The following is a 16,249-nucleotide window of genomic DNA, read 5'->3' as shown; positions in this document are numbered from 1 at the left end:
GAATGGGCAACTTCTGTCGGCTGAAAGTGGAAAGCCGATCTCACGCATGCTAGGGTCACCAGCACGTCACGTCAATACCGGCGAGTATGGTCAAACATCGACAGCCTTGAAAAACAAGCAATAAGGCGCGAGTATCGACATACGGGCGGGTATGTGACGTCCAGCGCGATGATGCGACGAGAGAAAGGATCCTCCATGCCCGAGATCGGGATCGGCTTCCACACGGACGCCTTCAACTCCAGCCACAAGTCCTTCGAGGAAGCGCTCGCCTGGGCACAGGAACACGACGTGCACTACATCGAGCCGGGCGTCATCGAGGGGGCGTCGTGGATCCACGGGCTCGGCTACTTCCCTCACATCTCCCTCATCGAGGACCCGGTTCTCCTGCGTCGGAAGATGGAGTCGTACGGCGTGGCGTTCTCGCAGATCGACGCGGCCTACCCGCTGTCCGGACGCGACGGCCTCACGGTAGCCGTGCCCTACATTCAGAAGGCGATCGCCTGGGCATCGTTGGCAGGCAGTCCCCGGGTGGCCACCACCGACGGTCTGCACAAGCCGGAGGGGCTCGACGACCGTGAGGCGCTCGATCTGATGAAGCGCAGTTACGGCGAGATCATCCGCGTGGCCGAAGCGCACGAGATCGTCGTGAACATCGAGGTGCACGGGTACTTCACGACGCGACCCGATTGGCTGGCTGAGATGCTCGACTTCTGCGGTGACACCCCGTGGCTGCGTCTGAATCTCGATACCGGCAACACGTTCATCGCAGGGAACGATCCTGTCGAGTTCGCCGAGCGCTTCCTCGACAGGATCAACCACGTGCACATCAAGGACGTGTCCGCGTCGCTTGCGGAGGCCGTCCGCGGCGGGGCGACCGGCATCGCGATCAGTCACGTCCCGGCCGGTGGCGGGGTCAACGCGGAGAACATCCGCCGCATCCTCGGCAAACTGTCCGCGCACGGGTTCGACGGCGTCCTCAGCATCGAATGCGAAGGTGAGGGAGGTCCGATGCTCGCGGACTCGCTGACGTGGCTGCGCCGCGAGATCGCGGAGGCCGGCTTCACCGAGAGGATCCCGTCGTTCGCGGCGGCGACGACCTGAACTTCGGTGCCGGGCGGGTCGAGAACACGGCGATCCGCCCGGTCTCCGCCGGCGAGGCCGGTTGTATCGTGGGGGGATGTCCGACATGGCGAAGGCAGCGCCGATGAAGACCGATGCGCGCGCACGCCCGGAGGAGCTGGCGAGGGCCGCCCTCGACCTCTTCTCGGCCCGAGGCGTGGACAGCGTCAGCATGGATGACGTCGCCGCGGGTGCCGGCGTCACGAAGGGGAGCCTCTACTGGCACTACTCCTCGAAGCGCGAGATCGTGCTCGCCGCGTGCGCCCAGTACTACCAGCGCTGGCGCGACAGCATGACGGTGGCCGTCGACACCGCAGGCACGGCCATCGGCCGTCTCGAAGCGGCCGTCGATTTCTCGGTGCGCAGCTGCCTCCTCGACGACGGGAACCGCATCTTCACGACGGAGATCGTGGCGATATCGCTCACCGACGAAGAGGTACGTGCGAGCTGGGCAGCGTTTCTCGATGAGACGGAGCGGCTCTTCCTCGGGCTCACGCATCGCGCCGTCGGCGCCGGCGAGCTGGAATGCGATGACGTCGATCGCGCCGTCGATCTTCTCATCGCGGCCATGGAGGGCGTCAAGCAGATGACACTGTTCCGTCCGCAGTACTCCGACGTGTCCAAGGCTGCTCGTACGACCGATCGTCTCCTCTCTCTCCTCGGCGAGCGCAAGAGCTCGCCGGTCAGCCGCTGACTGCCTTCACCCCGAGGACGTTCCATGCCGATCCAGCACACCGTCGTCTTCCGTCTCGTCCATCCGGCAGGGTCGGACGAGGAGCAGGCGTTCCTCGTCACCGGCCGCGCCACGCTGACATCCATCCCGGGCGTCGCGGATTTCACGATCCGCCGCCAGGTCAGCGCGAAGAGCGACCTCACGCATCAGTTCTCGATGGTGTTCGCCAACCAGGACGCCTATGACGCCTACAACGCGCACCCGGCCCACACCGCGTTCGTGGCCGAGCGCTGGATCCCCGAGGTCACCGAGTTCCAGGAGTACGACTTCGTGGAGTGAGCGCCCGGGTCAGGGCTCGCGCAGCTTGACCAGCCGCTCGTGCCCGGTCTCCTCCAGCTCGGCGATCTCGTCGCGCGACTTCAAGAAGTCCGAGAACGACCGGTATCCGAGGGCCTTCTCACTGAAAGACGGGTCCATGCGTCGCATGTGCGTCTTGACAGCCGAGCTGTGCAGCCACTCGTCGGCATCCGTCTTGTCGTGCCCGAGGCGCAGAGCGCGCTCCAGCAGCTGCGTGGCCTCGCCTTGCTCATCGACCTTGGGCTCTTCCACCTTGGCCGTCTGCGCGGTCTTGGACTTCGCCCTCCGCGGCGCTTTGGCTTTGGGTGCGTCGACCGGGGCCTCGGCGGCGGGCTCCGCGGCTTCCGTCGGCGCTACCACGGGCGCGACTACGGACTTGGTCGGACGCACGACACCGGGCAGCGAGTCGTAGGCCTCGAACTCGTCGCACGCGGCGGCGAGCGACTTGGCGGTCGACCCGGCGACGCCGACGCCGATCACGTAGCGGCCGAGCCGCTTGCAGCGCTGCGCCAGCGGCACGTAGTCGCTGTCGCCCGCGACGATCACCACGTGGGTGAGGTCGGGCAGGCGGAACATGTCTTCGACCGCGTCGACCGCGAGACGGATGTCGGCACCGTTCTTGGCATATGCCGCAGCGGGGAAGAGCTGCACGAGGTCGACCGCGCGCGCGACGAGCTGAGACCGGTACTCGGCGTTGACGGGCGAGGACCAGTCGGCGTACGCACGCGTCAGCACGAGGGTGCCGAACGACGCGGCGTAGTCGATGATCGCCCCGACCTCGATCATCGCCCGGCTCAGCCGGCCGGTGACGTCGGGATCGTTCGGGTTGTCGGCGATGCGCTGGCGATCCTTGCCGTACGCGTTGCGCCCGTGCACCCGGTCGTACCAGGAGATGACGATGTTGTCGAAGTCCAGGTAGACCGCGACGCGGGCGTCTGTCGTCTCAGCCACGGTCGGACTCCTCGCCGGGGTAGCGCACGCCGATCTGCGCGCGGATCTCGTCGAGCGTGCCCATGATGGCGACGCTCTCGGAGATGGAGAGGATGTCACCCTCGATGTTGTTCTCGGCGACGAGCCGCTCCGCCGCCAGGGCCTCGTACTGCATGCCGCGGCCCTCCACCTCGGAGGAGTACTCCTCGTGCACCGTGCCGTCCGGCAGCACGACGCGGAACGTGGTGGGGGAGTACCAGACCCGATCGAGGTCGATGCGCGCCTTCGTGCCGATGATGCTCGCGGCGTTCGGGCCGGCAGCGCGAGACGACGACAGCGTGGTCGAGATCGCGCCGCCCTCATGGGTCATGACCGTGGCGACCTCGGCATCCGCTCCGGTCTCGATCAGGCGTCCGACCGCGCGGATGCTGGTCGGAGTGCCGAGGATGTCGTGGACGAAGGAGATGGGATAGATGCCCAGGTCGAGCAGTGCCCCTCCGCCGAGCTCGAGGGCGTTCAGGCGGTGCGAGAGGTCGGAGGGCAGCAACTGCGTGTGATCGGCGCTGACAGCCCGGATCTCGCCCAGCGTGCCCTCGGCGATGATCTCGCGGATGCGGATCATGTGCGGCAGGTAGCGCGTCCACATCGCCTCGGTCACCAGCAGGCCCTTGTCGGCAGCGAGCCGCTGCAGGTCTTCGGCCTCGGCGCGGTTCAGCGTGAAGGCCTTCTCGGCGATCACGTGCTTGCCGTGCTCGAGCGCGAGACGGGCGTTCTCGTGGTGCATCGGGTGCGGGGTCGACACGTAGATGATGTCGACGTCGGGATCGGTGACCAGCGCCTCATAGGAGGGGTGCGCGTGCGGGATCTCGAAGCGGGCGGCGAACGCGTCGGCCGACTCCTGCGAGCGCGATCCGACCGCCACGAGGTCGAGTCCGGCGGTGCGCAGATCGGATGCGAAGGCGGCGGCGATGCCACCGGTTGCGAGGATTCCCCAACGAAGACCAGTCATTCTCTCAGCGTAGAGGGTGCCGCCTGTGTGACGGACTGTGACCGCTACCGAGTGGTTCGCTCGCGGGGCGAACGTGATGACTACGGAACGAGGATGATCTTCCCCGAGGCGGCGCCGGACTCCACGAGTTCGTGCGCCTGCGCCGCTTCGGCGAGAGGCAGCTCGGGGCCGATCTCGATCGTGAAGTCGCCCGAGGCGAGCAACTCGACGGTCTTCGGGAGCGCCTCGGCGCGCAGCGCCAGCTCCTCCTTGCTCAAGGGCACGGGTGATCCGCCGGAGAAGGCGCGGATGCCGAACGATGCGGCATCCGGTCCTCGCACGATCGTCGCGATGCGGTCGCGGTCCTCGACGAGCGCGAGCGAGGTCTCTATCGCCTCGTCGGTGCCTGCGCAGTCGAGCACGACCGTGACCGGAGCAGGGGCGGCGTCTCGCACGCGCTCCAGAAGACCCTCGTCGTAGGAGATCGGGATCGCGCCGAACTCGCGCAGCAGTTCGTGGCGGGCGGGGCTCGCGGTGGCGATCACGGTCGCACCCCACGCCACGGCGAACTGCACGGCGAACTGCCCGACCGAGCCGGAGCCGCCATGGACGAGAAGCACGTCGGCGTCGGTGACGTCGAGCGAACGCAGTGCCTGGTAGGCGGTGCCGGCGGGGATGCCGATCGCCGCACCCTCGGCTGCCGTCACGGCATCGGGCAGCTTCACCAGCTTCTCGACCGAGACCGCGAGGGCTGAGGCGTACGTGCCGAGGGTGTCACGGATGGCGACACGGTCGCCGACCGCGAATTCGTCCACGCCCTCGCCCAGGACCTCCACCACACCGGCGCCGTCGAACCCGACTGCTCGGGGCTCGGTGATGTCGGGCGACGGGCGCTTACGGGCCCGGAGCTTCGCATCGATCGGGTTCACGCCCGCCGCCTCGATGCGCACCACGACCTCGCCACGGGCGGCGACGGGATCGGGGACCTCGATCTCGTGCAGGACTGCGGGGGATCCGAACTCGGTGTAGACGATCGCGCGTGCCATGGCTTCAGGGTACCCGCGCTCTGTGCTCAGCGACTGGCGAGCGCCTTCGTGATCCGCTGTGGAGAGACGGCCTGGGCCGTGCCGAGACGCTGTGCGAACACGCTGACGCGGTACTCCTCGAGCAGCCAGCGCACCTCGACCAGGGTGGGCGGCGCGTCGGCGGGGAGCGGGATGGTTCCCCCGGCATCCTCGAAGGTCTTCGCCATCCGCTCGTATTCCGTCATGCGTGCCCGGTCCTTGCCCGGCTCGCTCGTGAGGGTCTTCAACCGGTCGAGCATGCCCTCGAGATAGCGGGGGAAATGCGTGAGACGCTCGACACCGGCCGCCGAGACGAACCCCGGATGCAGCAACCCGGAGAGCTGCGTGCGGATGTCGTTCAACGGACCGAGCAGTGCCAGCGAGTTCTGTGTCTTGATGCCGCGCTCGACCTCGCGAGACTTCGTCAGAATGCGCGCGACCAACGAGACGCACGCGAAAAGCTCGTCGACGAGGGATGCCGAGACGGCATCGCGTACCCGCGCGAACTCCGCCTCGGTGCGCACGATCCCGGTTCCCGCCGTCGACGCGTCGATCACCCGCCGTGCGACCGCTGCCCGGCAGTCCTCGATGAGCGCTGCCGCCGACTGGTACGGGGAGGCAGCGAGCGCGAGCTTCTCCTGGCTGGTGAGGTGCTCCTGCACGTACGACGACGGCGACGGGACGCCCAGCAGCACCAGACGCAGCACGCCCTTGCGGGTCGCCGCTGCCGCGGCATCCGCCGTCGACTCGACTCGCACCGCCACCGTCTTGCCCTGGTCCACGACTGCGGGGTAGCCGCGCACGACGCCGCCGGCCACGCGGGTGTCGAGGACTTCGGGCAGGTCGCCGAACGTCCACGACGTCAGGCCGGTCTTCTCGATCGCTCCGGGGTTGGCTGCGGCGGCCACGGTCGCGGTCGCGTCCCTCGCCCCTTGCGGGCCGCGCGGAGGAGCCGCGATCGACCGCGCCACGCTGCTGCGCGCCCGGTCGGAGAGCTGCGTCTGCAGCGCGCGCAGGTCTCGCCCCGAGCCGACGACACGGCCGCGCTCGTCGACGGCGCGGAAGTTCATGCGCAGGTGTGCCGGGACACGGTCGTCTTCGAAGTCGGACGCTGAGACCAGCTGATTCGCCAGCGGCTGGACCAGGCGCGCGAGCGCCTCCTTAAGCGAGCGCGGAGGGAGACCGCCATGGTTCTCCGGACCCTGGTCGGCGAGTTCGGCGCCGAACTTCTCTGCCCAGTCCGCCGCAGGCACGACGTGCCGGCGGATGGCCTTCGGCAGGGCGCGCAGCAGTCCGGTGACCAGCTCGGCGCGCAGCCCCGGAACCTGCCAGTCGAACCCGCGGTCCTCGATCTGTGCGAGCAGCGGCAGCGGCACCACCACGCTGACGCCGTCGTCTGCGGCACCCGGCTCGAAACGGTAGGCGAGACCGAGCACCTGGTCGCCCTGGGTCCAACGCGTCGGGAACTCGGCCTGCGCAGCCCGGCCGTCGTCGTCGATCAGGTCGGCTTCGCGCATCACGAGCAGCTTGGGCGTCTTCTGCAGCGCCTCGCGCCACCAGGCCTCGAACGAGCGCACATCGAACACGTCCGTCGGGATGCGCTCGTCGTAGAAGTGGAAGACCGCCTCGTCGCCGGCGAGGATGTCGCGGCGCCGTTCGCGTTCCTCGAGCTTCTCGAGACGCTTGCGCAGCTCGGCGTTGCTCCGCCAGAACGCGCTGACGCGCTTGTCGATGCGCGAAGGATCCCACTCGCCCTCGACGAGCGCATGCCGCACGAAGAGCTCTCGCGAGGCCGCTCGGTCGATGCGCGCGAACTGCACGCGTCGACGCGGGATGATCTCGAGCCCGAACAGCGTCACCTTCTCGAACGCGACCGCGGCGCCGGCATCCTTCGACCAGTGCGGCTCCGAGACCTGTCGCTTGGCGAGGTCGCCGGCAAGCGGCTCGGCCCAGGCGGGATCGATCGCGGCGACCGTGCGCGCGAAAGTGCGCGAGGTCTCGACGATCTCCGCGGACATCACCGCCTGCGGGCTCTTCTTGCGGAGCCCGGAACCGGGGAAGATCGAGAAGCGGATGCCGCGGGCGCCGCGGTACTCGGCGACGCGGCGGCCCTTCGGCTCCTTGGCCGGGGAGTGCGACTTGCCGGCGGGGGCGGTGCGCTCGTCGAGGATGCCGATCTGCGAGAGCAGGCCCGACAGGATCGCGCGGTGGATCGCGTCGGGATCGCCCGTCTTGGTCCCTGAGCCTGACGAAGGGCCGTTCGTCTTCACCAGCGTGCTGAGCTGCCGGTGCACGTCGAACCACTCCCGCACGCGCACGTAGTTCAGGTACTCGGAACGGCACAGGCGGCGGAAGGCGCTGGAGCCGAGCTCGCGCTGCTGCTCGCGCAGGTGGTTCCAGAGGTTCAGCAGTGCGAGGAAGTCGCTGGTGGGATCGGCGAATCGCGCATGCAGGCGGTCGGCCTCCTCGCGGCGCTCCTCCGGTCGCTCCCTGACGTCTTGGATCGTCATGCCCGCGACGATCGGCAGCACGGCGTTCAGGACGGGGGTCCCTGGGCCTGACGAAGGGCGTCCGGCTTCGATCAGCATGCGTGCGAACCGCGGGTCGACCGGCATCCGCGAGATATCCCGGCCGATGCGCGTCAGGTGCGGGAGGCCTTGATCCGGTTCCTGAGCCCGCCGACCCTTCGTCTCGCTTCGCTCGCTCAGGGACCGGACGGCGCCGAGCTCTGTCAGCAGGTCGAACGCCGCCTTGACACCACGGGAGTCGGGAGGGGTGAGGAACGGGAACGCTGAGATGTCCCCGAAGCCGAGAGACAGCATCTGCAGGATGACCGAGGCGAGCGAGGTGCGGAGGATCTCCGGTTCGGTGAACTCCGGCCGCTTGTCGAAGTCCTCCTCGGAGTACAGGCGGATCGCGATGCCGTCGCTGGTGCGGCCGGCGCGACCGGCGCGCTGGTTGGCCGACGCCTGTGAGATCGCCTCGATCGGGAGCTGCTGCACCTTCGAGCGGTTGCTGTAGCGCGAGATGCGGGCGGTGCCCGTGTCGATCACATAGCGGATGCCGGGAACCGTGAGGCTCGTCTCGGCGACGTTCGTCGCGAGGATGACGCGGCGACGGACGCCCGCCACTTTCGAGCGTTCGAACACCCGGTGCTGCTCAGCTGCCGACAGTCGGCCGTAGAGCGGAAGCACCTCGGTGGGGGAGCGGTCCTTCGCGTAGGCGCCGCGCACGGCGTCTGCGGCATCCCGGATCTCGGCCTCGCCTGGCAGAAAGACGAGCACGTCGCCGGGTTCCTCGCGGTCGAGTTCCCGCAGCGCGGCGACGATCGCGGAGACCTCGTCCTCGTCTCCGGTCTCCTCGGTCTGCTCGCGATAGCGGATCTCCACGGGATAGGTCCGGCCGGACACCTCGATGATGGGAGCCGGGTCGCCGCTCGTTCCTGAGTCGGACGACCCTTCGTCTCGCTGCGCTCGCTCAGGACCCGGGGCGAAGTGCTTCGCGAAGCTCTCCGGGTCGATCGTCGCCGAGGTGATGATCACCTTGAGGTCGGGTCGCTCCGGCAGGATCCGCACGAGGTAGCCGAGCAGGAAGTCGACGTTGAGCGAGCGTTCGTGCGCCTCGTCGATGATGATCGTGTCGTAGCGGGTGAGCAGGCGGTCGCGGTGGATCTCGTTGAGCAGGATGCCGTCGGTCATCAGCGCGACGCGGGTCTCGTCCGAGACCTTGTCGGTGAAGCGCACCTTGTAGCCGACGAGTGTGCCGAGTTCGACCTGCAGCTCTTCGGCCACGCGTTCCGCGATGGTCCGGGCGGCCAGTCGTCGCGGCTGGGTGTGCGCGATGCGGGTGCGACCGAGTTCGAGTGCGATCTTCGGCAGCTGTGTCGTCTTGCCCGAACCGGTCGCGCCGGCGACGATCACGACCTGGTGGTCGCGGATGGCGTCGGCGATCTCGCCCCGGGCGGCGCTGACGGGCAGCTCCGGGGGGTAGTGGATCACGGGGAGGGACGCAGACATAGCCCTCCATCGTATGCCGGGGAAGCGGGACTCGTGCCCCGCCGTCGACGACCTCTTGTACAGCAAACAACTTTGCAGTACAAAGTTAACGTGACGACGACGCGCTGGGCGATCGCACTCCCCGTCCTTCGGGTGGTGCTGGTCGCCGCGGCATCCGCTCTCATCTGGCTCGTGTTCCGCACCGTCGAGAGCGACCTCGCCTTCCCGCCCCCGCCGATGATCGCGATCGTCGCGATGCTCCCGGTGAACATCGTCTGCCTCTGGCTGGTCGCGCGGCTGCTGAAGCGTGACGGCCGAACCATCCGCGACGTGCTCGGCTTCGAGCCGCGGCGCATCGGCAAGGACCTGCTCTGGGGCCTGCTCTGGCTCTTCGCGATGTATGTGCCGTTCGCCGGCGTCATCATGCTGGTCGTCTGGCTGCAGCACGGCAGCGAGATGTTCGTCCGGATGGAGACGATCTTCGCCGACCCGGCGAGCATCCCGACGCTCGATCCCGTGACCTGGAGCATCATCGCAGTGATCGGCGTGCTCGCCTTCGCGCCCCTGAACGCACCCGTCGAAGAACTCGTCTACCGGGGGTATGCGCAGGGAGAACTGGTGAAGCGCTGGCCGACCTGGCTCGCGGTCACCGTTCCGGCCGCTCTCTTCGCCTCACAGCACGTCTGGTACGCCCCGACCCCCGACGCCGTCGTCGCGTTCGTCTGCGCCTTCTTCGTCTGGGGTGTCGGATCGGGGTTGATCTACCGACGCCAGCGACGACTCATGCCGCTCGTCTTCGCGCACGGACTCGTCAATCTGTTCTTCACACTTCCGGTGCTGATACTCCTCGCCCTGAACCTGCCCATGAACGGAGGGTCTTCATGACCGACGGCTTGCACACCCGTGACGACGAGGCGCTCCCTCCGGAGGAGATGCTCGCGCTGGTCCGCGACCAGCAGCGGAGCATGGAGGGGCAGATCGCGGCCTTCGTGCCCGTGGTGCTGCTGGGGTGGGGCGTCGCGTGGTTGCTGGGCTTCGGCGCACTGTGGCTGATCGACGGTCTGCGTCCCGCCTTCGCGTTGCCGTCCGTCGCTGCGGCGGTGATCGCCGGGGCACTCTTCGTCGGTGCGATCGCACTCTCGGCCGTGCTCGGCATCCGCTCCGGGCGCGGTGTGCGACGCGATGGCCCTGCGGTGTTCTCCGGCGTCGTCTACGGATGCACGTGGACGCTGGGTGTCCTCGCCATCGTCGTCTTCGGATGGGGGTTGCGCGCGAACGGCATGGACGTCGATCTCGCCGGCGTGTTCTTCGCGCCGGCGCTGGCGCTGTTCACCGGCCTCATGTTCGTGCTCGGTGCGGCGATCTGGCGGGCGGTGCCGATGCTGGTCCTCGGCGTCTGGCTCATGATCGTCGCGGTGACGGCCCCGTTCTTCGGCCACCCCACGCTGCACCTCGTGCTCGCGGTCGGCGGGGGAGCAGGGTTCCTCGTCCTCGCCGCTGTGTCGGCCCGCCACCTCGCACATCTGCGGCGTCCGAAAACGGGAGGCCGCCGTGGGTGAACTCGACCCGGTGATCCATGCCGCCGCCCGGCTGCGGATCACCGCGGCGCTCGCGACCCTGGATTCCGCGGACAGCATCGCGTTCCCGCGCCTGCAGGAACTGCTGGACATGACGGCCGGGAATCTCTCCACCCACCTGCGCAAGCTGGAGGATGCCGGTTACGTCGGCGTCGAGAAGACGCACCGGGGACGCACCCCCGTCACATACCTCGCGCTCACCCCGCGCGGACGCCGGGCGTTCGAGATCTACACCGAAGAACTGCGGGCCGTCCTCGGGTCGTGAACTCGCACCCCGTGCATAGAATCGTGCCCCTACGATCATCGAGTGACGACGACAGAGATGTGGCGCCCGGTGCGCTGGCTGCGTGAGTTCGGTCGACCGCCCCGCATCATCGGCCTCGACATCGCCCGCGGTCTCGCGATCCTCGGCATGGCCGGGGCGCATATCGGCGTAACGGAGTCGTTCGACTGGGCGGACCCCGCCACCTGGACCGATCTCGTGCACGGCCGCTCCTCGATCCTCTTCGCGGTGCTCGCCGGCGTCTCGATCGCCCTGATGACCGGACGCAGCGCGCTCCCTGATCGTGAACGGCTCCCCGCGATCCGGCTGAACCTCATCGGCCGCGGCGCCGTGATCTTCGTCATCGGGCTCGCCCTCGAGATGCTGAACACCCCGATCGCCGTGATCCTCACCCTGTACGGCCTGCTCTACGTCGCGGTGATCCCGTTCCTGCGGTGGAAGCCGTGGCAGCTGCTGGTCGGCGCGGGGGTGCTCGCGCTCGCGGGACCCGCGCTCCTCGCCTTCCTCGGCGCGGTGCTGCTGCATCCGTTCGGCATGGGGGTCGGGCTCGTCCTCTACGGGACCTACCCGATCACCGTGTGGATGGCATTCGTGTTGGGCGGCATGGCGCTCGGCCGGCTGCGCGTCGAACGGGTGCGCACGGCGGTCATCGCGCTGTGCCTCGGCGTCGTGCTGGCCGGCGTCGGCTACGGTCTCGGTGCAGTGGGGCACGCCGTCGGCTTCACCACCCCGCTCGAGAGCAGTTCCTACATCGACGATCCGGGCTCGTCCGTCGAGGGCTCGTCCGTCGAAGGCTCGTCCGTCCCGGACTCCTCCTCTGCCCCGGACTCCTCTGCCTCGGACTCCTCTTCGGTCTTCGAGAGCAGCGGCAGCGCGATCTCCTCCTCTCCGAGCGGTTGGGAGGGATATCCGCAGGCACTCGCCGATGCCGACCCGCTCCGGGCCGTGCTCACCGCGGTGTTCAGCGTCGAACCGCACACCGGCGGTACCGCCGAGGTGCTGGGTTCCGGCGGTTTCGCGCTCGCGGTGATCGCGCTGTGCCTGCTCCTCAGCCGGCCTCTCCGATGGCCTCTGCTGCCACTCGGGGCTCTGGGGTCCATGCCGTTGACGGCATACAGTGGCCACGTGCTGGTGATCGCGCTGGTGTCCGGGCCCGGAGGCTATGTCACCAGCAATGAGTTCTGGGGGCTCATGGCGATCGGACTCCTCCTGGCTGCCACGCTGTGGTCGATGTTCGCGGGTCGCGGGCCCCTGGAGCGGCTGGTCGGCCGCGCGGCGGCGGCGATGGCCGCGACGCCGCGGGCGTCCGTCGAGCGGACATGATTCGTCACCGCCCGGCCCCGCCTGTCGGCAGTCGTCCTAGGCTGGAATCATGAGCATTCCTGCACTCGAACTGAACGACGGCCACTCCATCCCGCAGCTCGGCTACGGCGTCTTCAAGGTGCCGCCGGCAGAGACCGAGCGTGCCGTGAGCGAGGCGCTCGAGATCGGGTACCGCCACATCGACACTGCGGCGATCTACGGCAACGAAGAGGGCGTGGGCGCCGCCATCGCGGCATCCGGCATCGCCCGCGACGAGCTGTTCATCACGACCAAGCTCTGGAACGACCGTCACCACGACGACGAGCCGCGTGCGGCCATCGCCGAGAGCCTGGAGAAGCTCCAGCTCGACAAGGTCGACCTGTACCTCGTGCACTGGCCGACCCCCGCGAAGGACGACTACGTGCATGCGTTCGCCCAGCTGGTCGAACTGCGCGACGCGGGTCTGACCCGCAGCGTCGGCGTCTCGAACTTCCTGGTCCCGCACCTGGAGCGCGTGGTGAACGAGACCGGTGTCGTGCCGGCCGTGAACCAGATCGAGCTCCACCCGGCGTACCAGCAGCGCGATGTCGTGGCGTGGTCCGACGAGCACGGCATCCGCACCGAGGCCTGGGGTCCGCTCGGCCAGGGCAAGTACGACCTGTTCGGCACGCCGGCCGTGGCGGATGCTGCGGCGGCCCATGGTGTCACGCCCGCACAGGCGGTGCTGCGTTGGCACCTGCAGAAGGGGATCATCGTTTTCCCGAAGTCGGTGCGCGCCGAGCGCTTGCGCGAGAACCTCGACGTCTTCGGCTTCGAGCTGACCGAAGCCGAGGTCGCGGCGATCGACGGTCTCGACCCGCTCGACGGCTCCGGCCGCGTCGGCTCGCACCCCGACGACGTGAACTGAGCCTCGCCGCATCCGCACATGACGCCCCGTGTCGCCGACCGCGACACGGGGCGTCGTCGTGAGTACCGTCGAGGCATGACAGCTCCGTTCCGCGTCGTCGCCGTGTCGGGTTCCCTGCACGAGCCGAGCAAGACGACCGCCCTCGTCCGCGCGATCACCGCCGCCATCGGCGAGCGGGCACCGATCGAGGCGCAGCTCATCGAACTCACGCAGATCGGCCCTGGCCTCGCCGGGGCGCTGCGCCGCGACCAGCTGCCGCCCGAGGTCGAGGAGCAGTTGCGCGCGATCGAGACCGCCGATCTCCTCATCGTCGGCAGCCCCGTCTACCGCGCCTCGTTCACCGGCCTGTTCAAGCACCTCTTCGACTTCGTCGGCCAGTACGACCTGGTCGGCAAGCCGGTGCTGCTTGCGGCCACCGGCGGTGGCGAGCGTCATGCGCTGATCATCGAGCACCAGCTGCGTCCGCTGTTCGGGTTCTTCCAGGCGCTCACGCTGCCGCTCGGTGTCTACGCGAGCGACACCGACTTCGACAAGTACGAGATCACGTCCGAGATCCTGCAGTCGCGCATCGATCTGGCAGCGGAACGCGCACTTCCGCTGGTCGGCTACGCGGCCTCGCGGCCGGTCGAGTTGCTCGTCTCCTGAGTCTCCGCCTCGCCAGCGTGACGTCTACAGGTGCCGCGAGGGATCCATCCGCTGGTGCAGGATGCGAATCACGTCCACACCGTCCGCGCGCGCGATGAAGAAGACCAAATGGCTGCCGATGGCGTACCGGCGGTAGCCGGCTCGAATCTCATCGACCGAACGACCTCGCTCCGGTCGCTCAGATATTCGCTCGATCGCACTTCGGATCTCCAGGACATAGGTCTCAGCCTGTTGCCCGTCCCACCGCTCTGATGTGTAATCCCAGATCGACGAGAGGTCGCGCTGCGCCGCCGGCGTGAGGCGATACTGACCCACGCGGTCAGGACTTCTTCGACGCGATGAAGGCTTCGAAGTCGAACGGCTGGGGCTCACCGCTGGCTTCTCCGGCGACGAGAGCGGCTCGCAATGCGCTCATCTGCGTTTCCTGGTCCTCGAGAAGTCTGAGTCCCGCGCGCACGACCTCGCTTGCGGACCGGTAGCGGCCGGTGGACACTTCCTGAGCGAGAAAGTCCGTGAAATGCGCATCGAGGCTGATGGACGTGTTGTTGGCCATGAACATAGAATACCAAGAATTGGTAATTCGCGGCAGTGAACAGGAGTGAGCATGACCAACCGGCTCGCCGAGACGCTCAGCCCCTACCTGCGGGCGCACGCCGACAACCCCGTGGATTGGTTCCCTTGGGGCCCTGAGGCCTTCGAGGAGGCGCGGCGCCGCGACGTGCCGCTGCTCATCTCGATCGGCTACTCGACCTGCCACTGGTGCCACGTGATGGCGCGCGAGTCCTTCGCCGACCCGGTGACCGCGGCGCTCATGAACGACGGCTTCGTGGCAGTCAAGATCGACCGGGAAGAGCATCCCGATGTCGACGGCGCCTACATGGCGGCGGCATCCGCCTTCACGCAGAACCTCGGCTGGCCGCTGACGGTGTTCGCGACGCCTCGCGGGCGGACGTTCTACGCCGGGACCTATTGGCCGCCCGAGGCGCGACAGCCCCTGCCCGCATTCCGCGACGTGCTCGCCGCGGTGCGCGAGGCCTGGACGCAGCGCCGCGCGCAGGCGGAGGAATCGGCGGATGCCGTCAGCGACGCGCTGGCGCGTGCCGCAGCATCCGCTCCTTCCGAGCTTCCGACACCCGAGGCGATCACCGAGGCCGCGGAGACCATCGCCGCACGGGAGGACCGGCAGTTCGGCGGATTCGGCGGCGCCCCGAAATTCCCCGTGGCCACCACTCTGCGGTTCTTGCAGAGCCCGCTCGTGCGACGCGAGGCGCCGGAGGCGGCAGCATCCGCTCGACGCGCGCTCACAGCGATGGCGGCATCCGGCCTGCATGACGCCGACGGCGGGTTCTTCCGCTACGCCACGCAACGAGACTGGACGGTGCCGCACTACGAGCGGATGCTGACCGACAACGCGCAGCTGCTCGACGTCGCCGTCGACGAGGGCGACGATGAGACCGCGCGCGGGATCGCCGATTTCCTGCTGTCGACCCTGCAGCGGTCGGAAGGCGGATTCGGGGCTGCGCAGGACTCGGAGTCCTGGATCGACGGCCAGCGCGACGAGGGCGGTTTCTACGCCCGTCCGGTCGCCGAGCGCGTGGAGCTCGAGCCGCCCGCCGTCGACGGCAAGGTGATCACGGGCTGGAACGGGCTGGCCATCGGGGCGCTCGCGCGCGCGGGCGCACGTGCCGGTGAGGCCGCCTGGGTCGATGCCGCCGCCACGGCCGCGAATACCGTGCTGCGCGTGAACCGCGATGCGGCGGGGCACCTCGTGCGGGCCGCGCTCGGCGGCGTCGCGTCACAGGCGGTGGCCACGGTGGCCGACCTCGCCCTGTTCGCCGACGGTCTTCTCGCCCTGGCGGCAGCGACCGGCGAGGTGCGCTGGGCATCGTCTGCCCGCGACGTTCTCGACCAGGCGCTCGCGGGGTCGCAGATCGATCCGCAGCTCGCGGCGAACGGGATCGCCGCTTCGCCCGACCAGACCGACGGAGATCTGCCGTCGGGTATCGCGGCGGTCGCTGCCGCCTCTCTCACCGCGTGGCGGCTCGGCGCGGGGGAGCGGTATCGCGAGGTTGCCGTGTCGGTCGTTCGCGAGCACGTGAGCCGGGGCCTGGAGCAGCCTTTCGCGCACGGCAGCCTGCTGCGCGCGGCGGCCGGGCTGATCGACCCGCCGCGGCAGATCGTCGTCGTCACCGACGAGCCGGGCGGGAGCCTGGCTGCCGCGGGCCGACGGGCGGATGCCGACGTCTGCGTCGTCGTCACGCCGGCGCAGGCGCAGGCGTTCGCGGATGCCGGCTTCGAGCTGTTCGAGGGCAAGGCCGAGGTGGCCGAACGCGCCTACGACTGTCGAGCGTTCGTGTGCCGACTCCCGGTGAGCGACGCGTCGGAGGTGCCCGTCGAGCGGTGACGTCG

General features: G+C 68.8%; 16 protein-coding genes. 10 read left to right on the top strand and 6 right to left on the bottom strand.

Going from position 1 to position 16,249, the window contains the following annotated elements:
• The first annotated feature begins 195 nt into the window (after positions 1 to 195).
• The 3 genes from V5D55_RS19490 (at position 196) to V5D55_RS19480 (ending at position 2,131) form a co-directional block, all read left to right on the top strand.
• Positions 196 to 1,101: a sugar phosphate isomerase/epimerase family protein gene (locus V5D55_RS19490; protein WP_435746306.1), complete on the top strand. Its 906-nt coding sequence runs from the start codon at positions 196 to 198 to the stop codon at positions 1,099 to 1,101.
• Between the two features lie 76 nt (positions 1,102 to 1,177).
• Positions 1,178 to 1,813: a TetR/AcrR family transcriptional regulator gene (locus V5D55_RS19485; protein WP_435746304.1), complete on the top strand. Its 636-nt coding sequence runs from the start codon at positions 1,178 to 1,180 to the stop codon at positions 1,811 to 1,813.
• 24 nt (positions 1,814 to 1,837) lie between these two features.
• Positions 1,838 to 2,131, top strand: coding sequence for a Dabb family protein (locus V5D55_RS19480; protein WP_435746302.1), 294 nt, complete (start codon positions 1,838 to 1,840; stop codon positions 2,129 to 2,131).
• A 9-nt stretch (positions 2,132 to 2,140) separates the two neighbouring features.
• Here the strand turns inward: V5D55_RS19480 and V5D55_RS19475 are convergent, their stop codons facing one another.
• The 4 genes from V5D55_RS19475 to hrpA all read right to left on the bottom strand — a co-directional run bounded on the left by V5D55_RS19475 (position 2,141) and on the right by hrpA (position 9,147).
• The gene (locus tag V5D55_RS19475) at positions 2,141 to 3,100 is read right to left on the bottom strand and encodes an NYN domain-containing protein (RefSeq protein ID WP_435746300.1); all 960 of its coding nucleotides are present in this window, start codon (positions 3,098 to 3,100) and stop codon (positions 2,141 to 2,143) included.
• A complete protein-coding gene (locus V5D55_RS19470; protein ID WP_435746298.1) occupies positions 3,093 to 4,088 on the bottom strand; it encodes a Gfo/Idh/MocA family protein in 996 nt (331 codons plus the stop codon). The genes V5D55_RS19475 and V5D55_RS19470 overlap by 8 nt, the downstream gene beginning before the upstream one ends.
• Before the next feature lie 80 nt (positions 4,089 to 4,168).
• Positions 4,169 to 5,113 (bottom strand): quinone oxidoreductase family protein, encoded by a 945-nt coding sequence (locus V5D55_RS19465; protein ID WP_435746296.1) that lies wholly within the window; start codon positions 5,111 to 5,113, stop codon positions 4,169 to 4,171.
• Positions 5,114 to 5,139: 26 nt separating this feature from the next.
• A complete protein-coding gene (hrpA, locus tag V5D55_RS19460) occupies positions 5,140 to 9,147 on the bottom strand; it encodes an ATP-dependent RNA helicase HrpA (protein ID WP_435746294.1) in 4,008 nt (1,335 codons plus the stop codon).
• 90 nt (positions 9,148 to 9,237) lie between these two features.
• Here hrpA and V5D55_RS19455 point away from each other — a divergent pair, with 90 nt between their 5' ends.
• The 6 genes from V5D55_RS19455 to msuE all read left to right on the top strand — a co-directional run bounded on the left by V5D55_RS19455 (position 9,238) and on the right by msuE (position 13,840).
• Positions 9,238 to 10,011, top strand: a complete 774-nt coding sequence (locus V5D55_RS19455; RefSeq protein ID WP_435746292.1) for a lysostaphin resistance A-like protein — start codon at positions 9,238 to 9,240, stop codon at positions 10,009 to 10,011.
• Positions 10,008 to 10,685 carry a hypothetical protein gene (locus V5D55_RS19450; protein WP_435746290.1) on the top strand — a complete coding sequence of 226 codons (678 nt, stop codon included), beginning with the start codon at positions 10,008 to 10,010 and terminating at the stop codon, positions 10,683 to 10,685. The genes V5D55_RS19455 and V5D55_RS19450 overlap by 4 nt, the downstream gene beginning before the upstream one ends.
• Entirely contained in the window at positions 10,678 to 10,968 is a 291-nt protein-coding gene (locus V5D55_RS19445) for a transcriptional regulator (RefSeq protein ID WP_435746288.1), read from the top strand. Before V5D55_RS19450 ends, V5D55_RS19445 begins: the two co-directional genes overlap by 8 nt.
• Before the next feature lie 42 nt (positions 10,969 to 11,010).
• A complete protein-coding gene (locus V5D55_RS19440) occupies positions 11,011 to 12,309 on the top strand; it encodes a heparan-alpha-glucosaminide N-acetyltransferase domain-containing protein (RefSeq protein ID WP_435746286.1) in 1,299 nt (432 codons plus the stop codon).
• A gap of 49 nt (positions 12,310 to 12,358) precedes the next feature.
• A complete protein-coding gene (locus V5D55_RS19435; protein ID WP_435746284.1) occupies positions 12,359 to 13,195 on the top strand; it encodes an aldo/keto reductase in 837 nt (278 codons plus the stop codon).
• Positions 13,196 to 13,270: 75 nt separating this feature from the next.
• Positions 13,271 to 13,840, top strand: coding sequence for an FMN reductase (gene msuE / locus V5D55_RS19430; RefSeq protein WP_435746282.1), 570 nt, complete (start codon positions 13,271 to 13,273; stop codon positions 13,838 to 13,840).
• A 24-nt stretch (positions 13,841 to 13,864) separates the two neighbouring features.
• Here msuE and V5D55_RS19425 read toward each other — a convergent pair whose 3' ends face one another.
• Together V5D55_RS19425 and V5D55_RS19420 are read right to left on the bottom strand one after the other, a co-directional pair.
• A complete protein-coding gene (locus V5D55_RS19425; protein WP_435746280.1) occupies positions 13,865 to 14,155 on the bottom strand; it encodes a type II toxin-antitoxin system RelE/ParE family toxin in 291 nt (96 codons plus the stop codon).
• A 4-nt stretch (positions 14,156 to 14,159) separates the two neighbouring features.
• The gene (locus V5D55_RS19420; RefSeq protein WP_435746278.1) at positions 14,160 to 14,393 is read right to left on the bottom strand and encodes a type II toxin-antitoxin system ParD family antitoxin; all 234 of its coding nucleotides are present in this window, start codon (positions 14,391 to 14,393) and stop codon (positions 14,160 to 14,162) included.
• Positions 14,394 to 14,444: 51 nt separating this feature from the next.
• Between V5D55_RS19420 and V5D55_RS19415 the strand changes: the two genes are divergently transcribed.
• Positions 14,445 to 16,244 carry a thioredoxin domain-containing protein gene (locus V5D55_RS19415; protein WP_435746276.1) on the top strand — a complete coding sequence of 600 codons (1,800 nt, stop codon included), beginning with the start codon at positions 14,445 to 14,447 and terminating at the stop codon, positions 16,242 to 16,244.
• Positions 16,245 to 16,249 lie beyond the last annotated feature (5 nt).

It is taken from the genome of Microbacterium sp. PMB16 (assembly GCF_051294855.1).
Taxonomy (GTDB): Bacteria; Actinomycetota; Actinomycetes; order Actinomycetales; family Microbacteriaceae; genus Microbacterium.
The sequence above is the reverse complement of the archived record's forward strand: the minus strand, read 5'-3'. Positions and strand labels throughout refer to the sequence as shown.